Origin of the sequence: Hyalangium versicolor (assembly GCF_020103695.1) — a bacterium.
Lineage (GTDB): Bacteria > Myxococcota > Myxococcia > Myxococcales > Myxococcaceae > Hyalangium > Hyalangium versicolor.
Genome location: NZ_JAHXBF010000014.1, coordinates 246667 through 272513 on the forward strand (window position 1 = coordinate 246667; position 25847 = coordinate 272513).

The 25847-nt window shown below is 67.1% G+C and carries 17 protein-coding genes; 7 read left to right on the top strand and 10 right to left on the bottom strand.

Annotated features, from left to right (window positions below; all coding sequences use genetic code 11):
* Positions 1-130 precede the first annotated feature (130 nt).
* Positions 131-985: an MBL fold metallo-hydrolase gene (locus KY501_RS28485; protein WP_224366617.1), complete on the top strand. Its 855-nt coding sequence runs from the start codon at positions 131-133 to the stop codon at positions 983-985.
* Between the two features lie 15 nt (positions 986-1000).
* On the opposite strand, the gene KY501_RS28490 is transcribed toward KY501_RS28485, so the two are convergent.
* The 6 genes from KY501_RS28490 to KY501_RS28515 form a co-directional block, all read right to left on the bottom strand.
* On the bottom strand, positions 1001-1609 hold the full coding sequence (locus KY501_RS28490; protein WP_224366618.1) for an HD domain-containing protein: 609 nt from the start codon (positions 1607-1609) through the stop codon (positions 1001-1003).
* Between the two features lie 9 nt (positions 1610-1618).
* A complete protein-coding gene (locus KY501_RS28495; protein ID WP_224366619.1) occupies positions 1619-3532 on the bottom strand; it encodes a tetratricopeptide repeat protein in 1914 nt (637 codons plus the stop codon).
* Between the two features lie 629 nt (positions 3533-4161).
* Positions 4162-5517, bottom strand: a complete 1356-nt coding sequence (locus KY501_RS28500; RefSeq protein ID WP_224366620.1) for a hypothetical protein — start codon at positions 5515-5517, stop codon at positions 4162-4164.
* A gap of 96 nt (positions 5518-5613) precedes the next feature.
* The gene (locus KY501_RS28505; RefSeq protein WP_224366621.1) at positions 5614-6108 is read right to left on the bottom strand and encodes a hypothetical protein; all 495 of its coding nucleotides are present in this window, start codon (positions 6106-6108) and stop codon (positions 5614-5616) included.
* Positions 6109-6188: 80 nt separating this feature from the next.
* Positions 6189-6605 (bottom strand): ribosomal maturation YjgA family protein, encoded by a 417-nt coding sequence (locus tag KY501_RS28510; protein WP_224366622.1) that lies wholly within the window; start codon positions 6603-6605, stop codon positions 6189-6191.
* Positions 6606-6611: 6 nt separating this feature from the next.
* Positions 6612-7814, bottom strand: a complete 1203-nt coding sequence (locus KY501_RS28515) for an alanyl-tRNA editing protein (RefSeq protein ID WP_224366623.1) — start codon at positions 7812-7814, stop codon at positions 6612-6614.
* A 248-nt stretch (positions 7815-8062) separates the two neighbouring features.
* On the opposite strand from KY501_RS28515, the gene gltB reads away from it, so the two are divergent.
* Both gltB and KY501_RS28525 read left to right on the top strand, forming a co-directional pair.
* Complete coding sequence (gltB, locus tag KY501_RS28520; protein ID WP_373691648.1) at positions 8063-12622, top strand: glutamate synthase large subunit; 4560 nt, start codon at positions 8063-8065, stop codon at positions 12620-12622.
* Positions 12623-12625: 3 nt separating this feature from the next.
* Complete coding sequence (locus KY501_RS28525) at positions 12626-14089, top strand: glutamate synthase subunit beta (RefSeq protein WP_224366624.1); 1464 nt, start codon at positions 12626-12628, stop codon at positions 14087-14089.
* Between the two features lie 21 nt (positions 14090-14110).
* Here the strand turns inward: KY501_RS28525 and KY501_RS28530 are convergent, their stop codons facing one another.
* Positions 14111-14947, bottom strand: coding sequence for a Uma2 family endonuclease (locus tag KY501_RS28530; protein ID WP_224366625.1), 837 nt, complete (start codon positions 14945-14947; stop codon positions 14111-14113).
* 346 nt (positions 14948-15293) lie between these two features.
* Here KY501_RS28530 and gspC point away from each other — a divergent pair, with 346 nt between their 5' ends.
* Positions 15294-16187 carry a type II secretion system protein GspC gene (gspC, locus tag KY501_RS28535; protein ID WP_224366626.1) on the top strand — a complete coding sequence of 298 codons (894 nt, stop codon included), beginning with the start codon at positions 15294-15296 and terminating at the stop codon, positions 16185-16187.
* A 10-nt stretch (positions 16188-16197) separates the two neighbouring features.
* Here the strand turns inward: gspC and KY501_RS28540 are convergent, their stop codons facing one another.
* Positions 16198-17367 (bottom strand): dipeptidase, encoded by a 1170-nt coding sequence (locus tag KY501_RS28540; protein ID WP_224366627.1) that lies wholly within the window; start codon positions 17365-17367, stop codon positions 16198-16200.
* Between the two features lie 108 nt (positions 17368-17475).
* On the opposite strand from KY501_RS28540, the gene KY501_RS28545 reads away from it, so the two are divergent.
* A complete protein-coding gene (locus tag KY501_RS28545) occupies positions 17476-19275 on the top strand; it encodes a DUF885 domain-containing protein (RefSeq protein ID WP_224366628.1) in 1800 nt (599 codons plus the stop codon).
* Positions 19276-19312: 37 nt separating this feature from the next.
* On the opposite strand, the gene carB is transcribed toward KY501_RS28545, so the two are convergent.
* Positions 19313-22552, bottom strand: a complete 3240-nt coding sequence (gene carB / locus KY501_RS28550; protein ID WP_224366629.1) for a carbamoyl-phosphate synthase large subunit — start codon at positions 22550-22552, stop codon at positions 19313-19315.
* A 132-nt stretch (positions 22553-22684) separates the two neighbouring features.
* Between carB and KY501_RS28555 the strand changes: the two genes are divergently transcribed.
* Positions 22685-23407, top strand: a complete 723-nt coding sequence (locus tag KY501_RS28555) for a hypothetical protein (RefSeq protein WP_224366630.1) — start codon at positions 22685-22687, stop codon at positions 23405-23407.
* 94 nt (positions 23408-23501) lie between these two features.
* Positions 23502-24590, top strand: a complete 1089-nt coding sequence (locus tag KY501_RS28560; RefSeq protein WP_224366631.1) for a metallophosphoesterase — start codon at positions 23502-23504, stop codon at positions 24588-24590.
* A 60-nt stretch (positions 24591-24650) separates the two neighbouring features.
* Here KY501_RS28560 and KY501_RS28565 read toward each other — a convergent pair whose 3' ends face one another.
* Complete coding sequence (locus KY501_RS28565; RefSeq protein ID WP_224366632.1) at positions 24651-25841, bottom strand: pyridoxal phosphate-dependent aminotransferase; 1191 nt, start codon at positions 25839-25841, stop codon at positions 24651-24653.
* Positions 25842-25847: the final 6 nt, after the last annotated feature.

Consider the following 25847-nt stretch of genomic DNA (forward strand, 5'->3'; position numbering starts at 1 on the left):
TCGTCCTCTCTGGGAGAACGTTGGCATCCCGGGTCCCGACCACAAGCCAACGAACGGAAGCTGGCCCGCTGCCCCCTCGGGGACTCATTCCGGTCCCATTCGAGCGCTCTAGCCGTTAGCCTTGCGGCGCATGCTGACCGAAGTGCAGGCAGGGCCGTACACCGTCCGAGGGATCTCAGTGGCCGGGGTGTACACGTCGCTCCAGGTTCCGGAGTTGAGCGTGGTGCTGGACGCGGGAGTCCCCCTGCGGAGCTTCGCGACGACGGACCACATCTTCCTGAGCCACGGGCACTCGGATCATTCCAGCTCTTTGGGCTCGCTGCTGGCGCTCCGGGGGCTGATGGGCAGGCATTCGCCCGCCCAGGTGTTCCTCCCGGCGGAGATCGAGTCCGCGGTCCAGGAGGCACTGGCGTCACTCAGCCGGCTGCATCGTTCGGTCGTGACCTTCGAGACCATCCCGATGCGCCCAGGCGAGACGCGGAAGATGTACCGCGACATCTGGGTGCGGGCCTTTCGCACGCACCATGCGGGCCCGTCGCTGGGCTACCAGTTCTTCCGCCGCATCACGAAGCTGAAGCCCGAGCACCAGGGCCTTCCGGGAGAGGAGATCGCCCGCCTGCGTCGAGAGGGCGTGCCTGGAGTCTTCGAGGAGCAGGAGCGGCTGGAGCTGGCCTACGCCACGGATACGTTGTCGCGGGTGCTGGAGACAGCGCCGGAGATCCTGGAGAGCCGGGTGTTGATCCTCGAGTGCACGTACCTGGATGACAAATGGACGGTGGAGGAGACGCAGGAGCGCCTGCACACGCACCTGGACGAGATCATCGCTCGGGCGGACCTGTTCCAGAACGAGGCGCTGGTACTGATGCACTTCAGCCAGGCCTACGGGCCGGAGCGCGTGCACGACATCATCCGTGAGCGAGTGCCTCCGGCCCTGCTGGAGCGGATCCGGGTTTTCGCGCCGAGTTCCAGCCAGTGGTTCGGGTAGAGCCCGCCTGCGTTCTCATGAGCCCGAGGTTCGCGGAGGCCGCAGGGCCTGGAGTTCCGTGAGCACGGACTGGAGCTGGGGCGTCTCCATGACCTTCTGCGCCGAGGCGAAGAACTGGGAGAGGTCGCCCATGCCCTGGTACTCGTAGACGCAGGCCTGGAGCGACATCTCCAACCGGTCCACCTGTCGTACCAGTCGAGCCTCGAAGGAGGCGCCGCGCTCGTACTCTTCCCAGAGCGCGAGGTACTCGGAGCCGCGCGGCAGCCGTCCGAGGATCTGCTCCACGGCCTGACGTTCCAGCGCGTGCTTCTGGGTGGGGTTCACGCCATCGTGGGGAGTGATGTCACCGACACGGGCCTCGCCGAGATCATGCAGGAGCGCGATGCGGACGAGCTTGGAGGCATCTGCCTCGGGGAACCAGCTATCGGCGATGAAGAGGCACAACAGGGCCACGCCCAGGGAATGCTCCGCGACGCTCTCGCAGCGCTCCGGAGGAACGCCCACGCGCAGCCAGCCCTGGCGGTAGAGCTGCTTGAGGTGGTTGAACTCGAAATAGGCCTCGATGAGAGGCAGCGTCGCCTTTCCGCTCAGGTGGGCAACGGGGGGCGTGGCCTTGGTCCGCATGGGGAAAGACTATGACGATTGATTCCCCGAGCTCTCTTCCAGAATGCGGTTCAACTCAGGGAGTGCCTGCCGGGTGATGGGGTGATCTGGGCCCACAGAGTGGAGCAGTGCCTCCACTGCCTGCCGAGCCGTCGTGACAGCCTCCTTCTCTTTCAAGGCAGCCTGAACCTGCGCCAAGCGATGAAGCGCCTGAGCCGTCTCAGCGTGGTGCGTTCCCCAGCTTGCAGCAGCAATCTCGACGGCCCGACGTAGGAACGGCTCCGCTTCCTTGGGGCGATCTTGTCTGGCCAGGGTAAATCCCAGCAACGTGAGTGTGGCGCAAAGATCAGGATGTGTTGCGCCAAGCGCGTTCTCCTCAAGAGAAAGCACCTGATGCAGTAAAACTTCTGCTTCTGGGTACCGCCCCTGTCGCTCTAGCACTCGTGCCAGTTCGCGCAGCGAAACGGCGTAGCTAGGGTGAGCAGTCCCGAGCGCCGTCCTATCGGTGGCAAGCACTTGGCGCAGCAATACCTCCGCCTCCACGTACCTTCCCTGGCGTCCTAGCACTACAGCCAAGGCGTGCAGCGAAGCGGCGTAGCCAGGGTGTGCAGTGCCCAGCGCCCTCTCTTCAATTTCTAGAACCTGCCGCAGCAATACCTCCGCCTCTGTGTACAGTCCCCGCCTGTCCAGCACTCCAGCGAGTTCGTGCAGCGAAGCAGTGTAGCTAGGGTGTACCGTGCCGAGTGTCTTCTCCTTACTGGCGAGTACTTGCCGCAGCAATACCTCCGCCTCCATGTATCTCCCCTGCCGCTCCAACACTCCGGCGAGTTCGTGCAGCGAAGCGGCATAGCTAGGGTGTGCAATGCCCAGTGCATTTTCCTTGCTGGCAAGTGCTTGCCTCAGCAACACCTCCGCCTCCATGTATCTCCCCTGCCGCTCCAACACTCCGGCGAGTTCGTGCAGCGAAGCGGCATAGCTAGGGTGTACGGTGCCCAGTGCATTTTCTTTGTTGGTAAGTGCTTGTCTCAGCAATACCTCCGCCTCCATGTATCCCCCCTGCCGCTCCAACACGGTAGCGAGTTCGTGCAGCGAAGCGGCATAGCTAGGGTGTGCAGTGCCCAGTGCATTTTCTTTGCTGGCAAGTGCTTGCCTCAGCAACACCTCCGCCTCCATGTATCTCCCCTGCCGCTCCAACACTCCGGCGAGTTCGTGAAGAACCCTTCCGTGCTCTTCGCCGGATGCAGAGGCAAGCAACCTTCGGAAGATCGACTCAGCCTCTCCCCACCGTCCCTCTTCAAGAAGTACGCGAGCGAGGATCCCTAACCAGCGCGGAGCCAGTTCAGCCGCACGCCGAGCCCACAACTCGGCTACTGCCAAGTCCCCTATGTCCAGTGCCTGGGATGAACTCTGCCCCCACATCTCATCATTGACAGGTTCGTGTCTGAGCCAGACTTCAACCACATCGGCGCGCCGCCCCAACCCTTCAGGGCTGGCCGAGAATGGGAGGGTCTTCGTTGTCGAGGCCGCCCACCAGGATGCCTCTTCCGGGTCCAGTGATTCTCCACGCATCACCTTCTGGGTCACAGCTTCCACTTCCAGAGCCCGAAGGCGGCGGGCCTGCTTGCCATCCTCGCTGAACGCGCGCATCGCAGGAGCAAGTGCCTGCCCGCGCACCAGTTCCTTCTCCGGGATCAACTGACGCGCCACAGCCAGCCGTCCTACCGCCGCTCCACCATCCGTCCCCCGTGCCATTTCCTTCTCTACTGTCCGCTCGGGTGTCCCCTGCTCGAGCAACGTGCTGAGAAGATCGATGGCTTCCGGCTCAAGGTCCACCAATGCCGCCAATCGCCCAGGACGGCGCGCCCCCGCCCGCTCCAACCGTTCCCGCGCCGTTTGAAAGTCAGCCACCTGCCCATGAACCGCCCACCATCCCGGAGAGGGCACGGCAGGCTCCACGAGAATGCTCCTCCCCCTGCGCCGGGCCTCAGCCAGGGCCCAACGCACCCGCCGCAACCGGAAGTCCCCATCCACGTCCGTCCAGGCCAACCAGTCTCCACGGGCCGCACGAACCTCCGAGACCATCTCTTCGTACGGCCGTGCAGCGCTCACCCTCCGCAGTTTCCGGCGCGGACGCGCCACACGAAAGGCCGCCTCCAGATCTCCTCCCTTCCACACCACGCCCGGCGCTCGCACAGCCAGTGCCCGCCGAAGCCCCGTCACCGCGAAGGGCGCAGGTCCAGGGCGACACTCCAGCCTGTGGGAGATCCAATCGAAGAAATCCACGGACCGCTGGGCCAGGACCACCGACGTCTCTCGCGAGGAGAACAACACGACCCGCAGCGCACGCGCGGCGAAGAGGGGACGGTTGATGTTCAGCCAATCCGCATCCTCAGCGCGGGGTATCAGGACGAGGGTCGATCCCGGTTCCGCCTCCATCAGCCGACGTGCATCGCTGTGGACCTCCAACTCTGGATAATCGGGCAACAACACACGCACCAGTTCCCCCAACCGCTCGGGGCAGGCGTGGTCGACCCAGACCAGCACCCCCATCCGAGACAGCCCCAGAAGGACGCTCAGGCGCCGGAGCCAGACGGGGATGTCCGGACCAGGTGCATCGTCAGCAACGGATGGGGGTAGTACCATTCCGAATCGTTGGGATAGGGCAACAGGTGTTGGTAGTTGAGCAGCTCATGCGCCAGCGCGTTGGCTGGCAGGCGATGCATCGGATCCTTCGCGACTTCCTCCAGCAGTTGGATGTGGCCCGTGTTCAGTCCAGTCTCCTGCCGCAGGCGCCACTCATCCAGCACCTGCTTCACGGCCTCGAGCGTCGCGGCCGGAGCATCCCGGTCCCACCCCACCTCCGCCAGGGAGCGGATGAAACGCACGAAGTCTCGCGCACGCCCACCGGAGCGATAGGCCAGCTCCACCAGGAGCTCCCGGCTGACGAGCCCCTGAACCTGAGCTCCGAGATCCTTCACCCGCTGCGCATACATCTCGCAGAAGAACTCGACCCCCTTGCCTGGCCTCTCAGGATGATCGTGGTCGAGGACGGGCTCGTTCACCAGTGCCATGGGTTTGAAGCCACGTACTCCCGCCGTAGCCAGGTGGTGCCGGAGCGCGAATGGGCCACACACCACCACGGGACAGTCGAGCTGTGAGAGCAACTGGGACTCGACGAAGAGGGCCTTGGCTCGCTCCACATCCCGGATTCGATCCAGCCCATCGATGACGAAGACCACCTTCCTGTGCTTCGACTGAACCTCGCCGACCAACAGGTTGACGGCCCCCAGCAGATCCTGCACGCGGCGGTCCTGATCCGGCAGAGGCTTCTCGCTCCTCCCCAGGGGCAGGTTCCAGGCCTTCACGGCGCCAACCACCGATTTGACGGCCTTGAGCCCCAAGCCCAGCCCCACGACTTCCGGACTGGCCGCAGCCAGGGTGGCGCCCAGGTCCAGCGCGTCCTTGGCGAAAGAGCCCAGATCCAACTGGGGCTCCGGAGCCCCCGTGGCCACAGCCAGGCCCTGCCAGGCCCTGCCCAGTTGCTTCACCATCTCCGGGTCCAGCTCGAACTGGAGCCGCTGCTTGAAGCGCGAAACCAGCCCCAGCCCGGCCAGGAAGCACACCTCCCACGAGTGGATCCGATCCAACGCGTGGGGATCCTTGACGACCTCGGCGAAGTGCCGAGCCAGATCCAGGAAGACAACGAGCTCCCGCTCCTCCCGCTCCTCCGCGATGTGAAGCAACTCGGTCGTCTTGCCCGTGCCCACCGTCCCCGCCAGAAGGATGCGAGGCGTACCGAAGGGCCGGTCCAACGTATCCAGGATCTTCTGAGCCGGACTGTGCGGCCGAGGCGCACGCCAGGGCAGCGGCGCAGGCAATTCGGGATCGAAACGCTCATAGAGCGTCCGCCACAGGTCACGGCTCGACATATCCCTCAACCTACCACCCGCCTCCCACCCTCGCGAACACATGCCGCAGGTCTTTCACTGCCAGCGCCCCGCTTGCACCCGAATATCCGCAGAAGCTCAAGGCTTCGCGGCGGGAGGGGACTTCGCGCCGCCTCCCCCCGGGTTCACACCGGCGGGAGTGAATTCCCCATTGGGATCGGCAGCCCACAGCGAGTAGCGGCGCGTGGACATGTCGTGGAGCACGCCGTTCGTGTAGCAGAGCAGGTAGACGGTGGTCTGCGGCTCGGTCATCGAGAACATCCCGTGCAGGAAGCACTCGGCGCCGTCCGCCGCCCGCATCTCCTTGCCGATGGGCCGCCCGATCAAACCGATGACGTCCTGCTGCGCCATGCCCGGATTGACCACCTTGATGCCATGGGCGGTGATGATGCGCATCGCATCCTCCTGCCCCAGCATGGACACCCAAGCCGCCACCACGGCGATCAGCGGGATGAGGGGCACCATGGCGATGTACACCCAGCGCCGATAGTTGATGCGCTCCTCCTTGCGGAAGGCGGTGAAGAGGCCCTCCGCGTCGGAGTTCGTCTGCTCGGCCACCATGGAAGGATTCATGCCCGTCTCTGGCGTAGTCACGCCGCCTCACATGCCGTTGTAGACCCCAGGAATGCAAGGAAACCCGCATCCCGGAAAGCTCATTCCACGACGCTCCGCCGAGCAAGCAGTCCATCCACCCCCGCGGCCAGGAGCACTCCCACGGTGTAGCAGACCAGGTCCGAGGCGAGGAACCCCCGCCCCAGCACCAGCGCTCCCAGCCAGTGCGCACGCACCGAGTCAAGCCACGGCACGTGGTACAGCTGGCTGAACTCCACGAGGAACGAGATCCCCCACGCCAGCCCCGCCACCCGGGCAATCGGCATGCGCGGCCACAGGAAGAGCAGCCCCACGTACATCATCATCGTCCACAGCGTGTCCCCCGCATAGGCCGCGAGGAAGGCCGGCACCGGGACCGCCCTGGAGCGAGACCCCAGGCCCAGCACCGGGAGCACGAGCAACAACAACGCAAGCCCCCAACGCGGGCGTGCAGGCACCACGGGAGCAAAGAGATCCACCCTCACCTACCCGAGCAGCGACGTGACGAGCGCCGGGAAGTCCGTGGCCGCAGGCAAGCGGCCCTCTGCGTGCTCAGGTCGACCGCCGCCTCGCCCTCCAGCGGCCTCCGCCAGACGCTTGAGGAAGGCACCGCACCCGAAGCTCGAGCCACTCCCCCGGGCAATCAGCACCGCGAGCCCCTCGGGAGTACGGCCCGCGAGCAACACCACCGCCTCGGGCTTGGACGTGAGCCTGGCCGCGATCGCACGCAGCGACTCGGGGCCGGCGCCATCGAGCACCGCCACCACCCGGTGCTCCGGAGACTTCTCCAGCGCAGCGGCCAGCTCCACCGCGGCCTGATCGGCCAGCTTCGCCCGAACCGCTCCCAGCGCCTCGCGCGCATCCGTCAGCTCCCGGCGGATCTTGTCGATGACCACTGGCACTTCGCCCGGGCCGCACGTGAAGGCACGGCTCAGGCCTCGGAGCGTCCCGGCCTCCTGCCACAGCTCGCTCCGAGCCCGGCGCCCCGCGGAGAACACAACGCGCCCCTTGCCCTTGTAGCGCTCCACCGCCAGCACCCGGATCATCCCCACCTGCGCCGAGCCCGTGCAGTGCGTCCCACCACACGGAGACACATCGAAGTCCCCGATCTGCACCACGCGGATGTTCTCGGTCACCTTCGGCTTGCGCCGCAGCGGCAGCTCCGCCAGCTCCTCGGGCGTGGGGAAGAAGGACCGGATCCTCACGTCGTCATCGATGACGGCGTTGCATAGCTCCTCCGCCTCGGCGACCTTGGATTCCTCGAGCACGTCCACATCAAAATCAATGGTGCACAGCGTCTCGCCCAGGCGCGACGACACGGTGTTCGCGTTCGCCACATCCACGAGCGCACGCGAGAGCATGTGCTGGCCGGTGTGCAGCGCCATGTGCACGCGGCGGCGAGCCTTGTCGATCTCGCCCGCCAGCTCGGCTCCCAGCTCGGGGAGCGTCTTCCCCTCGGGAATTTCCAGCACATGGTGAACGACGCCCGCGTCATCCACCTGCACATCCTTCACCGCGAGGCCGCCCAGCACCCCGCGATCGGCCATCTGGCCTCCCGCCTCGGGATAGAAGGCCGTGCGATCCAGCACGACGGACGGAGCCCCGTTCCACGAGGCGTGGGCCACCACCCGACCCGTGAAGTGGTGCAGGAAGGGATCGGCGAAGTAGAGACGTTCCGAGGGAGACATGGGTTCCTCCAGGGATAACACGTGCCTGCGCCCCTTCTTCCGCCCCCTCCCCCTTCCCTGACGCAGTGCGAAACGAGTTCAGCATTGAAAGCGCTTGCTTTCATACCTCGTTCCCCTGTTTCCATAGCAGCCAGACCGAGTGGCCTTTTCCCACTCGTTGCTTTCCCAGGTTGACGCGACGCATTAGCATGGGGCGTCGCGCAGTGAACAAACTTGAGCCTCACCACAGAGCAGGAGGGAGTCAGCTGATGTCGCACGTCCCGGGGCGGTATGGGCTGTATGAACCCGAGACGGAGCACGATGCCTGCGGCGTCGGCTTCGTGGTTCATATCAAGGGTGAGAAGTCCCGCGGCATCGTCGATGACGCGCTGGAGCTACTCAACCGGCTGAGCCATCGCGCAGCGGCGGGGCGGGATCCCGAGACCGGCGATGGAGCAGGCATCCTCCTGCAGATCCCTCACCGGTTCTTCGAGCGCGAGGCCAGCCGGCTGCGCATCGAGCTGCCCCCGCGCAAGCAGTACGGCGTGGCGCAGATCTTCCTGCCCTCGGATCCCTTCGCGCGCGCACGGTGCGAGGCGATCATGGAGGAAGTGGTGGCCGAGGAGGGCCAGCGCTTCCTTGGCTGGCGAGACGTGCCCGTGGCGCCCGAGCACCTCGGTCCCCTGGCGCGCGAGGTGGCTCCCGTCATCCGCCAGCTCTTCGTGGCTCGCCGCCGCGTGGTGCCCAGCGCCTTCGAGCGCAAGCTGTACCGCATCCGCAAGCTCGCCGAGAGCCGCGTGCGTGAGCGCGGCATCGACATCTGGGGCCGCTTCCACGTGGCCAGCTTCTCGGCCGAGACGATCATCTACAAGGGGCTGCTCCTGCCCCGGCAGCTGCCGCACTTCTACGAGGATCTCCGTCACCCGGAGTTCGTGAGCGCTCTGGCGCTGGTACACTCGCGCTTCTCCACCAACACCTTCCCCACGTGGGAGTTGGCGCAGCCGTTCCGCTACATCGCCCACAACGGCGAGATCAACACGCTGAGCGGTAACCGGAACTGGATGACGGCGCGCCGTGGCCTGCTGCAGTCGGCCCGGTTCGGCGGCAGTCTGGAGCCGCTCTACCCGCTCATCGTCCCCGGCAAGAGCGACTCGGCCCAGTTCGACAACATGGTGGAGCTGCTCCACCTGGGCGGGCGCACGCTGCCGCACGCCATGATGATGATGATCCCGGAGGCGTGGGAGGGCCACGCCACCATGAACGACGAGCGGCGTGCCTTCTACGAGTACACCTCGTCCCTCATGGAGCCGTGGGACGGCCCCGCCGCGATCGCCTTCACGGACGGGCAGCTCATCGGCGCCACGCTGGACCGCAACGGCCTGCGCCCGGCGCGCTACCTCATCACCGAGGATGATCGGCTCATCCTGGCCTCGGAGATGGGCGTCATCGACGTGAATGCGTCCCAGGTGCGGCGCAAGGGGCGGCTCACCCCCGGACGCATGCTGCTGGTGGACACCGCCGTGGGCCGCATCCTCGAGGACGAGGAAGTCAAAGAGGACATCACGGGCCGCTGGCCGTACCGCCGCTGGCTGGAGAGCAACGTCTTCACCTTCGACGATCTGCCCACCGTGCCGGCTCCGGCACGTCTGGGAGGCGAGGAGCTCTGGAGGCTCCAACGTGCATTCGGCTATACGGACGAGGACGCACGGCTCCTCCTGCAACCCATGGGCGAGACGGGCAAGGAGCCCGTGGGCTCCATGGGCACGGACACGCCGCTCGCGGTGCTCAGCGATCAGGCCCCGAGCCTCTTCTCCTACTTCCACCAGCTCTTCGCGCAGGTGACCAACCCGCCGATCGATCCGATCCGCGAGGCGCTGGTGATGACGCTGGGCACGGCGCTCGGCCCCGAGGGCAACACCTTCGAGGAGACACCGGATCAGTGCCACCGCCTGTCGCTGCCAGGCCCCATCCTCACCAACGGGCAGTTGGCCAAGCTGGCCGCCATCCGCGACGAGGGCGTCTTCGAGACGCGCGTGCTCTCCCTGGCCTACCCCCTGGAGTGGGGAGAGGAGGCCCTGGAGAAGGCGGTGGATCGGCTGTGCGACGATGCCGTGGCGGCGGTGGACTCGGGTGCCAGCATCCTTGTGCTGAGCGATCGCGGCGTGGACTCGGCCCATGCGCCCATTCCCACCCTGCTCGCCGTTTCCGCGGTCCATCAGCGACTGGTGCGCGATGGCATCCGCATGTACGCCGGCCTTGTCGTGGAGACGGGCGAGGCTCGCGAGGTGCACCATTTCGCGTGCCTCTTCGGCTACGGCGCCTCCGCGGTGAACCCCTACCTGGCGCTGGACACGCTGCGCGCGATGGCCGACTCGGGTGAGATCCAGGTGGACCACGAGAAGGTCCAGGACAACTTCATCCATGCCGTCGAGGAGGGCCTGCTCAAGGTGATGTCCAAGATGGGCATCTCCACGCTGCAGTCCTACCGCGGCGCGCAGCTCTTCGAGGCCGTGGGACTCCAGCGCAGCCTGATCGAGAAGCACTTCACCGGCACGGCCTCGCGAATCGAAGGCGTGGGTCTGCACGAGCTGGGCCGCGAAGTCGGAGAGAGGCATGAACGTGGCTTCGGCGCGGTGGCGAGCGCCGAAGAAGGTCTGCTCCCCTCGGGAGGCCAATACCAATGGCGGCGCCGCGGCGAGACGCACAAGTGGAACCCCGCCACCCTGGCGAAGCTCCAGGCCGCGGTGCGCAACAACGATGCGGCCACGTTCGCCGAGTACTCACTTCTCGCCGATGACGAGACGCGCGAGTTGTGTAACCTCCGCGGCTTGCTGGAGGTGGTGAAGGAGGGCCGTACCCCGGTGCCGCTGGAGGAGGTGGAGCCAGCCGCCGAGATCGTCCGGCGCTTCGTCACGGGAGCCATGTCCTTCGGCTCCATCAGCGCGGAGGCACACGAGACGCTGGCCATCGCGATGAACCGCATCGGCGGGCGCTCCAACAGCGGCGAGGGCGGCGAGGAGGCCCACCGCTACGTGCTGGACGACAATGGAGACTCGCGACGCAGCGCCATCAAGCAGGTGGCCAGCGCGCGCTTCGGCGTCACCACGGAGTACCTGGTCAACGCCGTCGAGCTGCAGATCAAGATCGCTCAAGGCGCCAAGCCCGGCGAGGGCGGTCAGCTTCCGGGCCACAAGGTGGATGAGCGGATCGCTCGGGTGCGCTGGTCCAACCCGGGCGTGACGCTGATCTCGCCGCCTCCGCACCACGACATCTACTCCATCGAGGACCTCGCGCAGCTCATCTATGACCTGCAGTCGGTGAACCCGACGGCGCGGGTGAGCGTGAAGCTGGTGAGCGAGGTGGGCGTGGGCACCATCGCCGCGGGCGTGGCGAAGGCCGGCGCGGGATGCGTGGTGATCTCGGGCTACGAGGGCGGCACGGGCGCCTCGCCGCTGTCCAGCATCAAGCACGCGGGCCTGCCGTGGGAGCTGGGCCTGGCGGAGACGCAGCAGGTGCTGGTGCACAACGGCCTGCGCGACCGCATCCGCGTGCAGGTGGACGGTGGCCTGCGCACCGCGCGGGACGTGCTCATCGCCGCGCTGCTGGGCGGTGAGGAGTTCGGTATGGCCACCGCGAGCCTCGTGGCGGTGGGCTGCGTGATGCTGCGCAAGTGCCACCTCAACACCTGCTCGGTGGGCATCGCCACCCAGGATCCCAAGCTGCGCGAGCGCTTCCAGGGCAAACCCGAGTACGTGGTGAACTTCTTCTTCCTGGTGGCCGAGGAGCTGCGCCGGCAGATGGCGGCCCTGGGCGTGCGGCGCCTGGAGGAGCTGGTGGGCCGGGTGGATCTGCTGCGGCAGCGGATCGACTCGACGCACTGGAAGGCTCAGCGGGTGAGCCTGTCCGCGCTGCTGGAGCGACCTCGCGCGCCCGAGACCGAGCCTCGGCGCTGTCAAACGCATCAACGCAAGGATGTGTCGGACCACCTGGATCACGAGCTGCTGAAGCACGCTCGCGCCACGCTCCAGGGCGGTCCTCCGACGATGCTGGTGCGCGCCGTGAGCAACACCCACCGCGCCGTCGGGGCGATGCTCTCCGGAGAGATCGCCAAGGCCCATGGCTCGCGCGGACTGCCGGATGGACAGATCCGCATCCGGCTGCAGGGCTCGGCCGGCCAGAGCTTCGGCGCGTTCCTGGCCAGCGGGGTGACGCTGGAGCTGGAGGGCGATGCCAACGACTACCTCGGCAAGGGGCTCTCCGGCGGGCGCGTCATCGTGTACCCGCCCTCGGGCAGCCGCTTCGTCCCCGAGGAGAACGTGCTGGTGGGCAACACCGTTCTCTACGGAGCCACGGCCGGCGAGGTGTACCTGCGCGGCATGGCGGGCGAGCGCTTCGCGGTGCGCAACAGCGGCGCCCAGGCCATCGTCGAGGGCGTGGGCGACCACGGCTGCGAGTACATGACGGGTGGCGTGGTGGTGGTGCTCGGGCCCACGGGGCGCAACTTCGCGGCGGGAATGAGCGGCGGCATGGCCTTCGTGCTCGACCGCGAGCGCTCGTTCCGCAAGCGCTGCAACCTGGAGATGGTGGAGCTGGAGTCCCTGGTGGACGAGTCTGAGATCTGGCTCGTGCACGGGATGATCGAGCGCCACTTCCAGCACACGGGGAGCACGCTGGCGCGACGGGTGCTCGACAACTGGGAGCTGATGGTGCCGCAGTTCGTGAAGGTGATGCCGACGGATTACAAGCGCGTGCTCCAGGCCCGCCGTGCGGCTCGGAGAACGCCGACGCAGGCGCCTCAACTGCGGCAGGTTGCCGGGGGGGAGGGCTGAGTCATGGGCAAGCCTACGGGTTTCATGGAGTGGTCCCGGGTGCCCGCCCCCAAGCGGGAGAAGGTCGAGCGCGTCCGCGATGCGCGCGAGTTCGTCCTCCCCCTGGCTCCCGACGAAGCGAAGCGGCAGGCCGGGCGCTGTATGGACTGTGGTGTCCCCTTCTGCCAACAAGGCTGTCCGCTGGGGAACCCCATCCCGGACTTCAATGAAGCGGTCTACCGGGGCCGCTGGAAGGCGGCGTTCCTCGCGCTGAGCAGCACCAACAACTTCCCGGAGTTCACGGGACGGTTGTGCCCGGCGCCTTGCGAGGCCGCCTGCGTGCTCTCCATCGATCAGAGTCCGATCACCATCGAGCAGATGGAGAAGGAGATCTCCGAGCGGGCCTTCGCGGAGGGTTGGGTCCAGCCGCAGCCTCCCGCGCGGCGCACCAGCAAGCGCGTGGCGGTGGTGGGCTCGGGGCCCGCGGGGTTGGCGGCGGCGGTCCAGCTCAACCGCGCCGGGCACTCCGTCACCGTGTACGAGCGGGACGATCGGCTCGGCGGACTGCTGCGCTACGGCATCCCGGACTTCAAGATGGAGAAGGGCGTGCTGGATCGGCGCCTGGCCATCATGGAGGCCGAGGGCGTGGTGTTCCGCACGGGCGTGGACGTGGGCAAGGAGCCCGGCTATCGCGCCCTGCGCGAACAGTATGACGCGCTCGTGCTGGCAATCGGGGCGCGCAAGGCTCGCGAGCTGGAGGTGCCGGGACGCGAGCTGGCGGGCGTGGTGCCAGCGATGGAGTATCTGGAGCACCAGAACCGGGTGGTCTCCGGGCTGGCGACGCTGGAGCCCCGGTGGAATGCCGAGGGTAAGCGAGTGCTCATCCTCGGCGGTGGCGACACGGGCTCGGACTGCCTGGGCACGGCGCTGCGGCAGGGCGCCAAGAGCGTGACGCAGGTGGAGCTGCTCCCGGCTCCGCCGACGATTCGAGCCGCGGACAATCCCTGGCCGCGCTGGCCGATGGTGTTCCGCACCTCCTCCAGCCAGGAGGAAGGCGGCGAGCGCTCGTTCGGGCTGATGACGAAGAGCCTGTCCGGGAGTGATGGACGGCTCCAGAAGCTTCACTCGGTGAAGGTGGAGCTCCTGCGACAGCCCAATGGAGGCACCCGGCTGGTGGAGGTGCCCGGCTCCGAGGAAACGCATGAAGTGGATCTGCTGATCCTCGCCATGGGCTTCACGGGGCCGGACACGTCTGGGCTCCAGGAGGAGCTTGGAGTCCGGCTCACGCCTCGAGGTGCCGTGCAGGTGGATGCGCGCTTCGCGACCTCGGCGGATGGGGTGTTCTGCGCGGGGGATGCGAACCGGGGCGCCAGCCTCATCGTCTGGGCCATCTCGGACGGTCGCGAGGCAGCACGCTCCGCCGATGCCTGGCTCTCGGGTTCTTCGTCCGCACTGCCGACCCGCGGCAAGGACGCGTCGTTCGGCTGAGCCTCCCAGGATGGAGCGTCTTCACCCTCCGCGGTGCTGAAGGCGCTCCATCTCGGCTTGGAGTTCCGTCAGGCGGCGCTCAATCTCCCTGCGCCTCCGCTCCTCCTCCTCGCGCCGCCGCTCCTCCACGGCAAGCCGACTCTCGGCCTCCTCCCGCCGCCTTACTTCTGTCTCGCGTTGCCGGGCCGTCTCCTCCAACTTCTCCAACGCCCGAGCCAGCAGTTCCTCGGACTCCAGCAGCAGCGCGTTGCCGGCCCAGACCTGCAGCCGCGCATTCACCACCTCGAACTCCAGTCCCAGCACCTCGGAATGAAACCGGCCCTGCCGCGGCTCCATGCGTGTGTACTTCCGCGCTCCCAGAGAGGCCAGATGGTAGGCCTCCAGCTTCTCCCGGGAGCGGTCGTAGATGAAGTACTCGGGGATGCCCACGCGCGCGTAGCGCTCCACGTTGTACTCGGCGTCCTTCTTCCGGTCGCCGCCCACGTGCACCTCCAGCACCCAATCCAACCCCTTGCCCTCATGGCTCACCACCCACTTGCCCCGCTCGTGCGGTTCCACATCCAGCACCGCCAGCAGGTCCGGCGCGAACCTCCGCTCGGCCGGGTAGTAAACAGCGACCTCCGAGCCCAGGTACACCTTGCGCCGCTGGTGGCGGAAGTAGCCCGCCAGCAGATCCTTCGCCCTCGCCTTGGCTCCGGAGTGCTTGTCGCCCTCCGGCATCGCCATCTCGTCCCACGTCACCTCTCCAGGCAGTGACTCCACCACCTGGGCCTGCTCCTCGGACCCCATCGCCTCCCACTCTTCCTGCGTGGGGGCCTGGGGGAAGGTGCCTCCACGCTCATCTGCGTGCCGTCCCATGCTCGTAAGCGTGCGGTGGACAGGCTCGCGCGTCAATCGCCCCCGTCGCATCCCATGAGCAAGGTGTGGGCCATACGTCGCAATTCGTGCTCTCCGAGCGACACCGTGCGGGGCTGTCTCTGATTGCGTTCTTTCACCGTCTCATTCCGCGGACTCCAATCCACGAAGCTGGACGGCGGGCGAGTCGTCACGGCACTCAGAGCCGCTTCAGACACTTTGTCACGCGGGAGGAGACGAAACCCGGCCTGACTCCAACTGTGCCGCTCGGAGGACCGCTGGGAATCGCGGTTGGTACTGGCCTTGCTCTGGGTGGTCCTCGTCCACGCCCACACCCCGGAGGCCGCTCATGTCCGCTCTCGTCCGCAGTTCATTCCACGCGTTCACCCTCGCCATGCTCGCGTGCGCATGCACGCTCGTGGCGCAGACGATCAACACCGTGGTGAGCACCTCCCTCCTCCCGCTGCCCACGGCTCCCATCCTGTCTGGCCCCAAGCCCCCCGCAGCCACAGCTGGCACGACCCCTCCGCTCTCCGCGGAGCTGATGGCCCGGCAGATGGGCCTGTCGCTGAAGGAGCCCTCCCAGGCCATCGCCGAGCCCCCCGTCGAAGCGCAACCGTCACAGCTGGCGCTCAAGCTGCTCGGGACGATGACGTCGACCTCGTCGGGCCTGTCGCTGGCTTCCATCTACGATGATGCCCAGCGCCGCACCCGCACCGTGTGGGCGGGCAGCATGCTGCAAGGAGCCGAAGTCCTGAGCATCGAGCGCACGCGCGTACTGCTCTCGAATGGAGGCCGAGTGGAGATCCTGGACATCCTCTCCGTCCCCGCCACTCCTGGATCGACTCCCCCTCCCCCGTCTCCGTCCGCACTGGCTGGAGCCTCATCGGGGTTCGGCTCCACCATCCGGCAGACAGGGCCAGAGTCCTACTCGATCCAACGCCAGGACGTGGAGAACGCGCTCGCCAACATGAACCAGCTCGCCATGCAGGCTCGGATCGTCCCCTCCTTCCGCGGTGGGACAGCCCAGGGCTTCAAGCTCTTCGCCATGAAGCCGGACTCCCTCTACGCCCGGCTCGGCATGAAGAACGGGGATATCCTCCAGCGCATCAACGGCTTCACGATGGACGATCCGGCCCGAGCCCTCGAAGCCTACAGCCACCTGAAGGGCGCCTCCCGCATCGAACTCGAGATCGAGCGCGACGGACAGCCGCTGCGCAAGACGTACACCGTGGAGAACTGATGTCCCTGGCTCACTGAGCCGGAAGATTAGAGCGCAGGACCCTCACGGCGTTCTCTCCCGCGATCTTCCGGATATCTCCTTCGCCGAGTCCCTCCGCGATCAGCGCGTCCGTCAGCTCGACCAGACCCGACACATCGAACGGAGCCTCCACGGCTCCGTCGTAGTCCGAGCCCAACCCCACGTGATCGATCCCTGCCACAGACACCGCGTGCCGGACCGCTCGGGCAATGGCCCTCGCGTCCTTTCCACACGTCGCGGTGCTCCAGAACCCGATCCCGACGACGCCCCCGTTCCGCGCCACCGCGCGGAGCTGCTCATCGCTCAAGTTCCGGTTGTTGTCGCACGTGCCCTTCACCCCTGTGTGAGAGACCACGACGGGATGGGTGGCGATGGCAAGCACCTCCGAGATCGTCTGCCGGGATGCATGCGCCAGATCGAGCGTCATCCCCTTCTCCTCCATCCGCTTCAAGACGGCACGCCCGAGCTCCGTCAGGCCTCCCTTCTTGACGCCATGGGCCGACCCGCTGATCTCGTTGTCGAAGAAGTGGGCGAACCCCAACATCCGGAACCCGGCGGCGTAGAGCTCATCCACCGCCTCGACACGCCCCTCCAGCGCATGCATCCCCTCCAGCGCCAGGAACGCGCCCACCCGGCCCTTGTCCTTCTCCCGCTCGGCCAGGAACTGGTCCAGCTCCGCCCGCGTTCGGATGAACACGAGCTTCCCGTCCGAGTCCTCCGCCGTCCTTGCGAGCTTCTTCGCCTCGTACAGCGCGCGGGCCTCCAGGCTGAACCACGTCGGCGGCGGCCAGCGCTGAGCCATCGAGAGCAACCGGACGTCATCCGTGGTGTCGTCGTTGCGCTCGGTGTTCATGTTCTTTGGCGTCTTGGTGACGACGCCAAAGACCTGAAGGGCGACGTTGCCCTCGATGAGGCGAGGCACATCGACGTGCCCTTGCGTCGATCGCTTGTTCAGATCCCGGTTCCACAGCAGCGGGTCCGCGTGGAGATCCGTGATGAGCAGTCCCGAATGGAGCGAGGCCCCGCGCTTCGTCGGGGTGTAGGGCGTCTTCCGGATGACGCCATTCATCCGCGCAGCGACGCGGCGGGCCTGGATGTCCAGCCCTATGAGCACGCCGGAGAGCACGACGACGACAGCTCCCAGGATGATCCACTTCTTCATGGCATCCTCCACGACTGAGACATGCGCATCATCGTCCAGAGTGCCAGTGCCTTGTCGGGCAGGCATGTATCGGCGAGGCTCCCTCGGCACTCTCTACACCGAGGCTCCATGTACACGCTGCGTGCACCGGTCTCCCTCTTCGCGTTCCTACTGCTGTCTTCCGCCTGCACCGCTTCGCACCCACCCTCTCAGACCGAGGCCACCGCCTCCGTCTCCGCCCGTTCGGAGAAGGCCGGGAGCCTGTCCCCCGCCCAGGTAGCGCTGCGCTCGTTCGTGGGTGCCCACTTCCAGGACACCTTCCGGCGCAACTCCACCCAGGCCACCCAGGCCGGCATCCACTCCTATGACGGGGAGCTTCGGGGCTTCACCCCCGAGGAGCGCGCCGCCTATGTCGCTCAGCTCCAGGCCGAACTCAAGGCCCTGCCGCAGCAGGTGGATCGCACCGCCCTGCCCCCGCTCGACCAGGCTGACTACGACATCCTCGAGAACCACCTGCGCGCTCGCATCCTGGAGATCGACACCATCCGGGCCTGGGAGCGCAACCCCAACAGCTGGCTCAGCACCGCCTCGATCGCTGTCTTCCAGCTCATCAATCGGGACTTCGCCCCGCTCGACGAGCGCATGCGCTCGGCCGTGAGCCGCATGAAGCAGATCCCCGCCGTGTTCGCCACGGCCAAGGCCACGCTGAAGGACACGCCGAAGCTGTGGACCGAGATCGCCATCATGCAGGCCCAGGGCACCCGCGGCCTCTACGCGGACACGCTGCCCAAGGCCTTCGCCCCGGTGCAGGATGCCGCCCTCCAGGAAGCCTTCCGCCAGGAGCAGGCCCGCTGCCTGGCGGCCATCGACGACTTCATCCGCTTCCTGCGCGAGGAGCACCTGCCGCGCTCGAAAGGGGACTTCGCCATCGGCGAGGACCTCTACCGCCAGAAGCTCCAGTACGAGGAGGGCGTCACCGAGAGCATCGACTCACTGCTCACGTGGGGCCGGGCGGAGATCCAGCGCACCCAGGCCCAGTTCCGAGAGGTGGCGGCCCGCCTCGCTCCCGGCAAGGCCCCCATGGACGTGTACCGCGACCTCGGCAAGGAGCACCCCACCCCGGCCGAGCTGGTCCCCACCACGCGCGCCACGCTGGAGGAGATACGCCAGTACCTCGTGGACAAGCACATCATCACCATCCCCAGCGAGGTGCGCGCCCTGGTGGCCGAGACACCCGCCTTCAGCCGATCGCTCTCGTTCGCCAGCATGAGCATGCCCGGCCCCTTCGAGACGCGCGCCACCGAGGCCTACTACTACGTGACTCCGCCGGAGCCCACGTGGAACGCCGAGCAGACCGAGCAGCACATGAGCTTCTACAACCGCTACGCCCTGCCGCTCGTCTCCATCCATGAGGCCTACCCAGGCCACTACGTGCAGTTCCTCTGGACGAACCACAAGGTGGATTCGAAGGTGCGCCAGTTGCTGGGATCGAACTCCTTCACGGAGGGCTGGGGCCTCTACACCGAGCAGATGATGCTCGACGAGGGCTTCGGTGGCACCGGAGCCAGCGCGGACAAGCTGCGGCTCAATCAGCTCGCGCTCTACCTGCAGCGGCTGGCCCGGTACATGGTGGGCCTCTCACTCCACACGCGCGGGATGACCTATGAGCAGGCCGTGCGCTACTTCGAGGAGGAGGCGTACATGACGCACGTCAATGCCGAGAGAGAGGCGCGCCGTGGCACCTCGGATCCCACCTACCTCGTCTACGTGCTGGGCAAGAAGATGCTGATGGAGCTGCGCGAGGAGGCCCGTGCGAAGTGGGGCGCGGACTTCACGCTCCAGCGCTTCCACGATCAGGTCGTCTCCTACGGCTACCCGCCCGTGCCCATCCTGCGCCGGCTGATGTTCGGCGAGGAGCGCGCCCCCTGAGGCAGGCGCGCTCCGGATCCGTGCAAGTGCGCCGCGGCTACGCGAGGCGGTGGTTGAGCTTGAGGTAGTCCTGCAGCGGCTTCACGCCCAGCTCCGTGCGCCGCAGCGCCTCCAGGGCGCCCACCGCCATGCGGGCCTGCTGCACCGTCGTGTAGTACGGGATGCCGTGCATGAGGGCCTCACGGCGGATCGAGAAGCTGTCGGCGATCTCCTGCTTCCCGAACGTCGTGTTGATCATCAGCACGATCTCCCCGTCCACGATCTTGTCGACGATGTTGGGGCGGCCCTCCTTCACCTTCATCACCTGCTGGGCCTGGATGCCCTTGGTGGCCAGGTACGAGTGCGTGCCAGCGGTGGCGATCAGCTCGAAGCCCATGTTGCGCAGGCGCCGGGCCAGATCGACCACGGCGGGCTTGTCGTCGTCCTTCACGGAGATGAACACCCGGCCCGAGCGCGGCAACTTCACGCCGGCGGCCAACTGGCTCTTGGCGAAGGCAGAAGCGTAGTCGTCCGCCAGGCCCATCACCTCGCCGGTGGACTTCATCTCCGGCCCGAGGATCACGTCCACCCCAGCGAAGCGGGCGAATGGGAACACGGACTCCTTCACGGCGACGTGCTTGAACTCGACCTCCTGCGTGTGACCGAGTTCCTCCAGCGTCTTGCCCACCATGCAGAGCGCCGCCAGCTTGGCCATGGACACTCCGGTGGCCTTCGAGATGAACGGCACCGTGCGGCTGGCGCGCGGGTTCACCTCCAGGATGTAGATGATCTTCCCCTGGATGGCGAACTGCACGTTCATCAGCCCGATCACCTTCAGCTCGCGAGCCAGGGCGATCGCCTGATCCTTCATGCGCTCCACGAGATCCGGTGACAGCGAGTGCGGAGGCAGCGTGGCGGCCGCGTCTCCCGAGTGCACACCGGCCTCCTGGATGTGCTCCAGAACACCGCCCACCAGCGCCGCGCCCGTGCGGTCCGCCACCAGATCCAGATCCACCTCGATGGCATCCTTCAGGAAGCGATCGATGAGCACGGGGTGCTCGGGCGACGCGCTCACTGCCTCGCGCATGTAGCGCTCCAGGCTGGCCGCGTCGTACACCGTCTCCATGGCCCGGCCGCCGAGCACGTAGCTGGGCCGCACCATGACGGGGTAGCCGATGCGCTCGGCGATCCGGAAGGCCTCCTCGTGGCTGCGGGCCACGCCGTTCTCCGGCTGCGTCAGCCCCAGCTTCTCGATCAGCTTGGCGAAGCGCTCGCGATCCTCGGCGCGGTCGATGGCATCCGGCGAGGTGCCCAGCACGGCCAGCCCCGCCTTCTCCAGCGGCACGCTCAGCTTCAGCGGCGTCTGCCCGCCGAACTGCACGATGGCGCCGATGGGCTTCTCACGCTCCGCCACCTCGAGCACATCCTCGATGGTGAGCGGCTCGAAGTAGAGGCGGTCCGATGTGTCGTAGTCGGTGGAGACCGTCTCCGGGTTGCAGTTGACCATCACCGTCTCGTACCCCGCCTCGCGCAGCGCGAACGCGGCGTGCACGCAGCAGTAGTCGAACTCGATGCCCTGACCGATCCGGATGGGGCCGCTGCCCAGGATGAGCACCTTCTTGCGATCCGTGGGCGGAGCCTCGTCCTCCTCCTCATAGGTGGAGTACAGGTACGGAGTGTACGCCTCGAACTCGGCGGCGCAGGTGTCCACCCGCTTGTACACAGGCCGGATGCCGCGGGCATGGCGGTGCGCGCGGACCTCCGCCTCGGGGTAGCCCAGCAGCTGGCTCAGGTACTTGTCCGAGAAACCGTGCGCCTTGGCCTGGCGCAGCACATCGTCCGGCAGCTGGTCCAGCCGGCCGAACTCCGCCAGCGACTGGGCCATGTGCACCAGCTCCTCGATCTTCCGCAGGAACCACGGATCGATGGCGGACAGCTCGTGCACCTTCTCTACCGAGAAGCCCTCGCGGAAGGCCTGGGCCACGTACCAGGGGCGCTCGGGGCGCGGCACGCGCAGGGCCTCGCTGAGCACCTTCTCCCGCTCCTCCTTCTCCTTGGGCAGCTCGACCGGCTCCAGCGCCAGGCGCCCGGCCTCCATGGAGCGCAGCGCCTTCAAGTAGGCCTCGGAGAAGGTGCGGCCAATGGCCATCACCTCGCCCACCGAGCGCATGCTCGTGGTGAGCGTGCGGTCTGCGCGGGGGAACTTCTCGAAGTTGAAGCGTGGGATCTTCACCACCACGTAGTCGATGGTGGGCTCGAAGGAAGCGGGCGTGTCGCGGGTGATGTCATTGCGCAGCTCGTCGAGCGTGTAGCCGAGCGCCAGCTTCGCGGCGATCTTCGCGATGGGGTACCCGGTGGCCTTGGAGGCCAACGCGCTGGAGCGGGACACGCGCGGGTTCATCTCGATGACGACGATGCGTCCGTCCTTCGGGTTGACGCCGAACTGGATGTTGGAGCCGCCGGTGTCCACGCCGATCTCACGGATGATGCGCAGCGAGGCCTCGCGCAGGCGCTGGTACTCGCGATCCGTGAGCGTCTGCGCGGGCGCCACGGTGATCGAGTCACCCGTGTGCACACCCATGGGATCCAGGTTCTCGATGGAGCAGACGATGATGACGTTGTCCGCTGAGTCCCGAACCACCTCCAGCTCGTACTCCTTCCAGCCGAGCACGCTCTCCTCGACGAGGATGGTGGAGGTGGGGCTGGCCTTGAGGCCGGCGCGGCAGATGCTCTCGAACTCGTCCCGGTTGTAGGCGATGCCGCCGCCAGTGCCGCCCAGGGTGAACGAGGGCCGAATGATGGACGGGAAGCCGATGTCCGAGATGAGCGCCAGCGCCTCATCCAGCGTCCGGGCGTAGCCGCTCTTCGGGAGCGCTACGCCGATCTTCTGCATGGCGGCCTTGAAGAGTTGCCGGTCCTCGGCCTTGTTGATGGCCTCGAGCGAGGCGCCGATCAGCCGCACGCCGTACTTCTCGAGGATGCCCTGCTCGGCAAGGGCCTTGGCGAGATTGAGGGCCGTCTGGCCACCCATGGTGGGCAGCAGCGAATCGGGGCGCTCGGCGGCGAGGATCTTCTCGGCGGCCTCGACGGTGATGGGCTCGATGTAGGTGCGGTGAGCGAACTCGGGGTCCGTCATCACGGTGGCGGGGTTGCTGTTGAGCAGCACCACCTCCACGCCTTCGTCTCGGAGCGCCTTGATGGCCTGCGTCCCCGAGTAGTCGAACTCCACCGCTTGACCGATGACGATCGGGCCGGAGCCGATCACGAGCACTTTCCGGATATCAGTACGCTTGGGCATCGGGGGGGACCCCATAGCAACGTCTGTCCGCACATGCACGCGGTGAGTGAACCGGCTTCGCCGCCTGCTTCAGGCTGAACCGGGCCATCCGGGCGAGGCTCTGGTAGAACGCGGGCGCTCCCTGGAGGTCCCATGCGTCGCTGGTTCCTGGCCTTGCTCGTCATCGTCGCTTCTTCCGCCCTCGCCCAGGCTCCCGAGGCCGCCGCCACACCCACACCGGAGGCCCCCAAGGAAGCACCCAAGGAAGCACCCGCCCCTCCAGCCGAGGCCAAGCCGACTCCGAGCGCGCCAGCTCCGAGCGCACCAGCTCCGAGCACACCGGCTCCCAGCGAGCCAGCTCCGAGCGCACCGGCTCCCACTCCGAAGGCGCCGCCTCCCGCCCCTGCGGCTCCCCCGACTCCTGCGGCGAAGCCACCGGCTGCCCCGCCGACAGCCCCTCCAGCGGCGGCGCCTCTGACGGATGACGAGGCCTCCCGGCGCGACAATGTGAAGACCGCGGCCCGTTACATCTTCGAGAACTTGCTGAACGGAGATGTCCGGAAGGTCACGAGCGAGCTGCTCTACCCGTTCCAACTCGAGGACAAGCGGTACAACACCCCCGAGGAGCTGGTGGCGGCGTGGGTGAAGCAACTGCGCACGAAGCGCACGGACCTCATCACGCTCTACGACATCGAGGTCCTCTCCCTCGCGGAGATGGAGAAGAAGTACGGCAAGCCTCCGGCGCGGCTCGGGATTGGCAACCTGAGAGAGCCGGACATCTATGCGGCGGTGGGCAACCTCTCCGGGCATGCGGCGGTGCTGCTCTTCCGCGCCTCGACGGCCGCTCCTCCGAAGGCCTTCGCCTACACGGACTGAAGTGCTCCGCTGACCTACCAGCCCGCCGTGGAGTTCACTGCGGGCTCGGGGAATGCGAGCAGGCAAAGCCCGAGCAGATTAGAGACCTCTCGTCATGGCGAGACGAACCCGGCTCCGAGGCCGCTTCCAGTTGCTGGCGACCCTGCTGACCGCCATCGTCCAGCTCCCCGTGGTGCTCTGGCTCTGCTGGTTCACTCGGACGCCCGTACCTGCGCTGGGAGCGGTGTTGGTTTCGTCACCGTACCTGCGCCAGTTGCAGAGCCCCTGGCACTCCACCTCCCCTTCGCTCTCGACCTACCTGGCGCTGGGCTGGTGGGCGGCCTGCCTGGTGTTCGACCTGCTCATGATTCCCAGCGCACTGGCCGTCCGGGCAGGCGTGCCCATGGGGGTGGCCTGGGGACTGGCCGGAGCCATCTCGGTGGCCCTGGGCGTGGACGCCGTGCTCGGCCGGCCAAGGATCCGGAAGCGCGTGGTGCGAGTCCCCGGGCTCGCGCCGGAGCTAGATGGGTACCGCATCGGCCAGATCTCGGACGTGCACTGCGGGCCGAATACCCCGGAGGATCGGGTGGCGGCCTGGGTCAAGCGCCTCAACGCGCTCGATCTCGACCTGGTCACCGTCACGGGTGATCTGATCACCCATGGCTCCTCGCACGTCGAGGCCGTCGCTCGGGCCCTGGGCGAGCTGCGCGCGAAGGATGGTGCGTTCGCATGCATGGGCAACCACGACTACTTCACCGATGGCGAGCACCTCGTCCAGGCCCTGGAGCGACGCGGCCTCACGGTCCTGCGCAATCGCGGAGTGGTGCTGCAACGGGAGAGCGCTCGGCTGTACGTGGCCGGCGTGGACGACACCTGGACCTCGCGCCATGACGTGGGCCGGGCCCTGGCGAATCGCCCCGAGGGCGTCCCCACCGTGCTGCTCGCGCACGACCCGAACCTGTTCCCAGAGGCGCAGGCCCGTGACGTCGAGCTGACGTTGTCGGGCCACACTCACGGGGGGCAACTCGCGGTCCCGGGCGTCCGTCGCCTCTCGCTGGCCCGGTTCGTCAGCCGGTGGACCGCGGGGCTGTACCGGCAGGGGCGCTCGTGGCTCTACGTGAACCGGGGCGCTGGAACCACGGGGCCTCCGGCTCGATTGGGTGCTCCGGCCGAACTGGCGGTCATCACGCTGCGAAGCGCCTGAGCGCGCCCGGCTGTTGGCGAACGGGTCCGACAGGTAGACCCGTTCGCAAGCACCGGCGCCTCAGCTCAGCGTGGCAACGAAGTCCTTCATCCGCGACAGGCCCTTCTCGATGACCTGGCGCGAGGTGGCGAAGCTCAGCCGCAGGAAGCCCTCGGCCCCGAATGGCGCGCCCGGCATCACCGCCACCCGGAAGTCGTCCAGGAGGATCTCGGACAGCCGGCTCGAGGTGCCCACCGGCGCCCCCTTGTACGAGCGCTCCAGCAGGCCGCGCATGTCCGGGAACACGTAGAACGCGCCCTCCGGCTTGCGACAGCGGACCCCGTTCAGCGAGTTGAGCCCCGAGACGATCAGCTCCCGCCGAGCCCGAAACTCCTCCACCATGGTGGAGATGAAGTCCGTGGGGCCCTTGAGTGCCGCCAGCGCCGCCTTCTGCACCACGGAGGTGGGGTTGGACGTCGACTGGTCCTGGATCATCTGCATGCCCGCGATGAGCGGCTTCGGCCCCGCCGCGTACCCCGAGCGCCAGCCCGTCATCGAGTACGCCTTGCTCAGGCCGTTCACCACCACCAGCCGCGGGAACAGGTCCGGCGCCACGTTGGCGATGTTCGCGAACTGGCCCTCATAGAGCAGCTTCTCGTAGATGTCGTCGCTGACGATCAGGCAGTCGTGCCCGCGGATCGCCGAGGCGATGCCCTCCAGCGCCGCCCGCGACAGCACCGCGCCGCTGGGGTTGCTGGGGCTGTTGATCACGATGGCCCGCGTGCGCGGCGTGAGCGCCTTGCGGATGGCCTCGGGGTCCGGCGCGAAACCGTCCTCCTCGCGCGTCTGGACGAAGACGGGCTTGCCACCGGCCAGCATCACCATGTCCGGGTAGCTCACCCAGTACGGCGTGAAGATGATGACCTCGTCACCCTCGTTCAGCAGCGCCTGGAAGATGTTGTAGAGCGAGTGCTTGGCACCCGTGGACACCAGCACCTGATCCGGAGCGTAGGTGAGCTGGTTGTCCTTCTGGAGCTTGGCGCAGATGGCCTCGCGCAGCTCGGGGATACCCGCCGTCGGCGTGTACTTGGTGAAGCCCGCCTTCAAGCTGTCGATGGCGGCCTGCTTGATGAACTCGGGGGTATCGAAGTCCGGCTCGCCGGCCACGAAGCCCGCCACGTCCACACCTTGAGCCGCCAGCGCCTTCGCTCGCGCATTCAGCGCCAGCGTGGGGGACGGCTTGATCAGTTTGATGCGCTGAGCCAATTGCATGTCCGG

What these genes read in the sequence shown, in the direction of transcription:
- KY501_RS28485 (WP_224366617.1), top strand. Translation starts at nt 131, where the DNA reads ATGCTGACCGAAGTGCAGGCAGGGCCGTACACCGTCCGAGGGATCTCA.
- KY501_RS28490 (WP_224366618.1), bottom strand. Translation starts at nt 1,609, where the DNA reads ATGCGGACCAAGGCCACGCCCCCCGTTGCCCACCTGAGCGGAAAGGCG.
- KY501_RS28500 (WP_224366620.1), bottom strand. Translation starts at nt 5,517, where the DNA reads ATGTCGAGCCGTGACCTGTGGCGGACGCTCTATGAGCGTTTCGATCCC.
- KY501_RS28505 (WP_224366621.1), bottom strand. Translation starts at nt 6,108, where the DNA reads ATGAATCCTTCCATGGTGGCCGAGCAGACGAACTCCGACGCGGAGGGC.
- KY501_RS28515 (WP_224366623.1), bottom strand. Translation starts at nt 7,814, where the DNA reads ATGTCTCCCTCGGAACGTCTCTACTTCGCCGATCCCTTCCTGCACCAC.
- gltB (WP_373691648.1), top strand. Translation starts at nt 8,063, where the DNA reads ATGTCGCACGTCCCGGGGCGGTATGGGCTGTATGAACCCGAGACGGAG.
- KY501_RS28525 (WP_224366624.1), top strand. Translation starts at nt 12,626, where the DNA reads ATGGGCAAGCCTACGGGTTTCATGGAGTGGTCCCGGGTGCCCGCCCCC.
- KY501_RS28530 (WP_224366625.1), bottom strand. Translation starts at nt 14,947, where the DNA reads ATGGGACGGCACGCAGATGAGCGTGGAGGCACCTTCCCCCAGGCCCCC.
- gspC (WP_224366626.1), top strand. Translation starts at nt 15,294, where the DNA reads ATGTCCGCTCTCGTCCGCAGTTCATTCCACGCGTTCACCCTCGCCATG.
- KY501_RS28540 (WP_224366627.1), bottom strand. Translation starts at nt 17,367, where the DNA reads ATGAAGAAGTGGATCATCCTGGGAGCTGTCGTCGTCGTGCTCTCCGGC.
- KY501_RS28545 (WP_224366628.1), top strand. Translation starts at nt 17,476, where the DNA reads ATGTACACGCTGCGTGCACCGGTCTCCCTCTTCGCGTTCCTACTGCTG.
- carB (WP_224366629.1), bottom strand. Translation starts at nt 22,552, where the DNA reads ATGCCCAAGCGTACTGATATCCGGAAAGTGCTCGTGATCGGCTCCGGC.
- KY501_RS28555 (WP_224366630.1), top strand. Translation starts at nt 22,685, where the DNA reads ATGCGTCGCTGGTTCCTGGCCTTGCTCGTCATCGTCGCTTCTTCCGCC.
- KY501_RS28560 (WP_224366631.1), top strand. Translation starts at nt 23,502, where the DNA reads ATGGCGAGACGAACCCGGCTCCGAGGCCGCTTCCAGTTGCTGGCGACC.
- KY501_RS28565 (WP_224366632.1), bottom strand. Translation starts at nt 25,841, where the DNA reads ATGCAATTGGCTCAGCGCATCAAACTGATCAAGCCGTCCCCCACGCTG.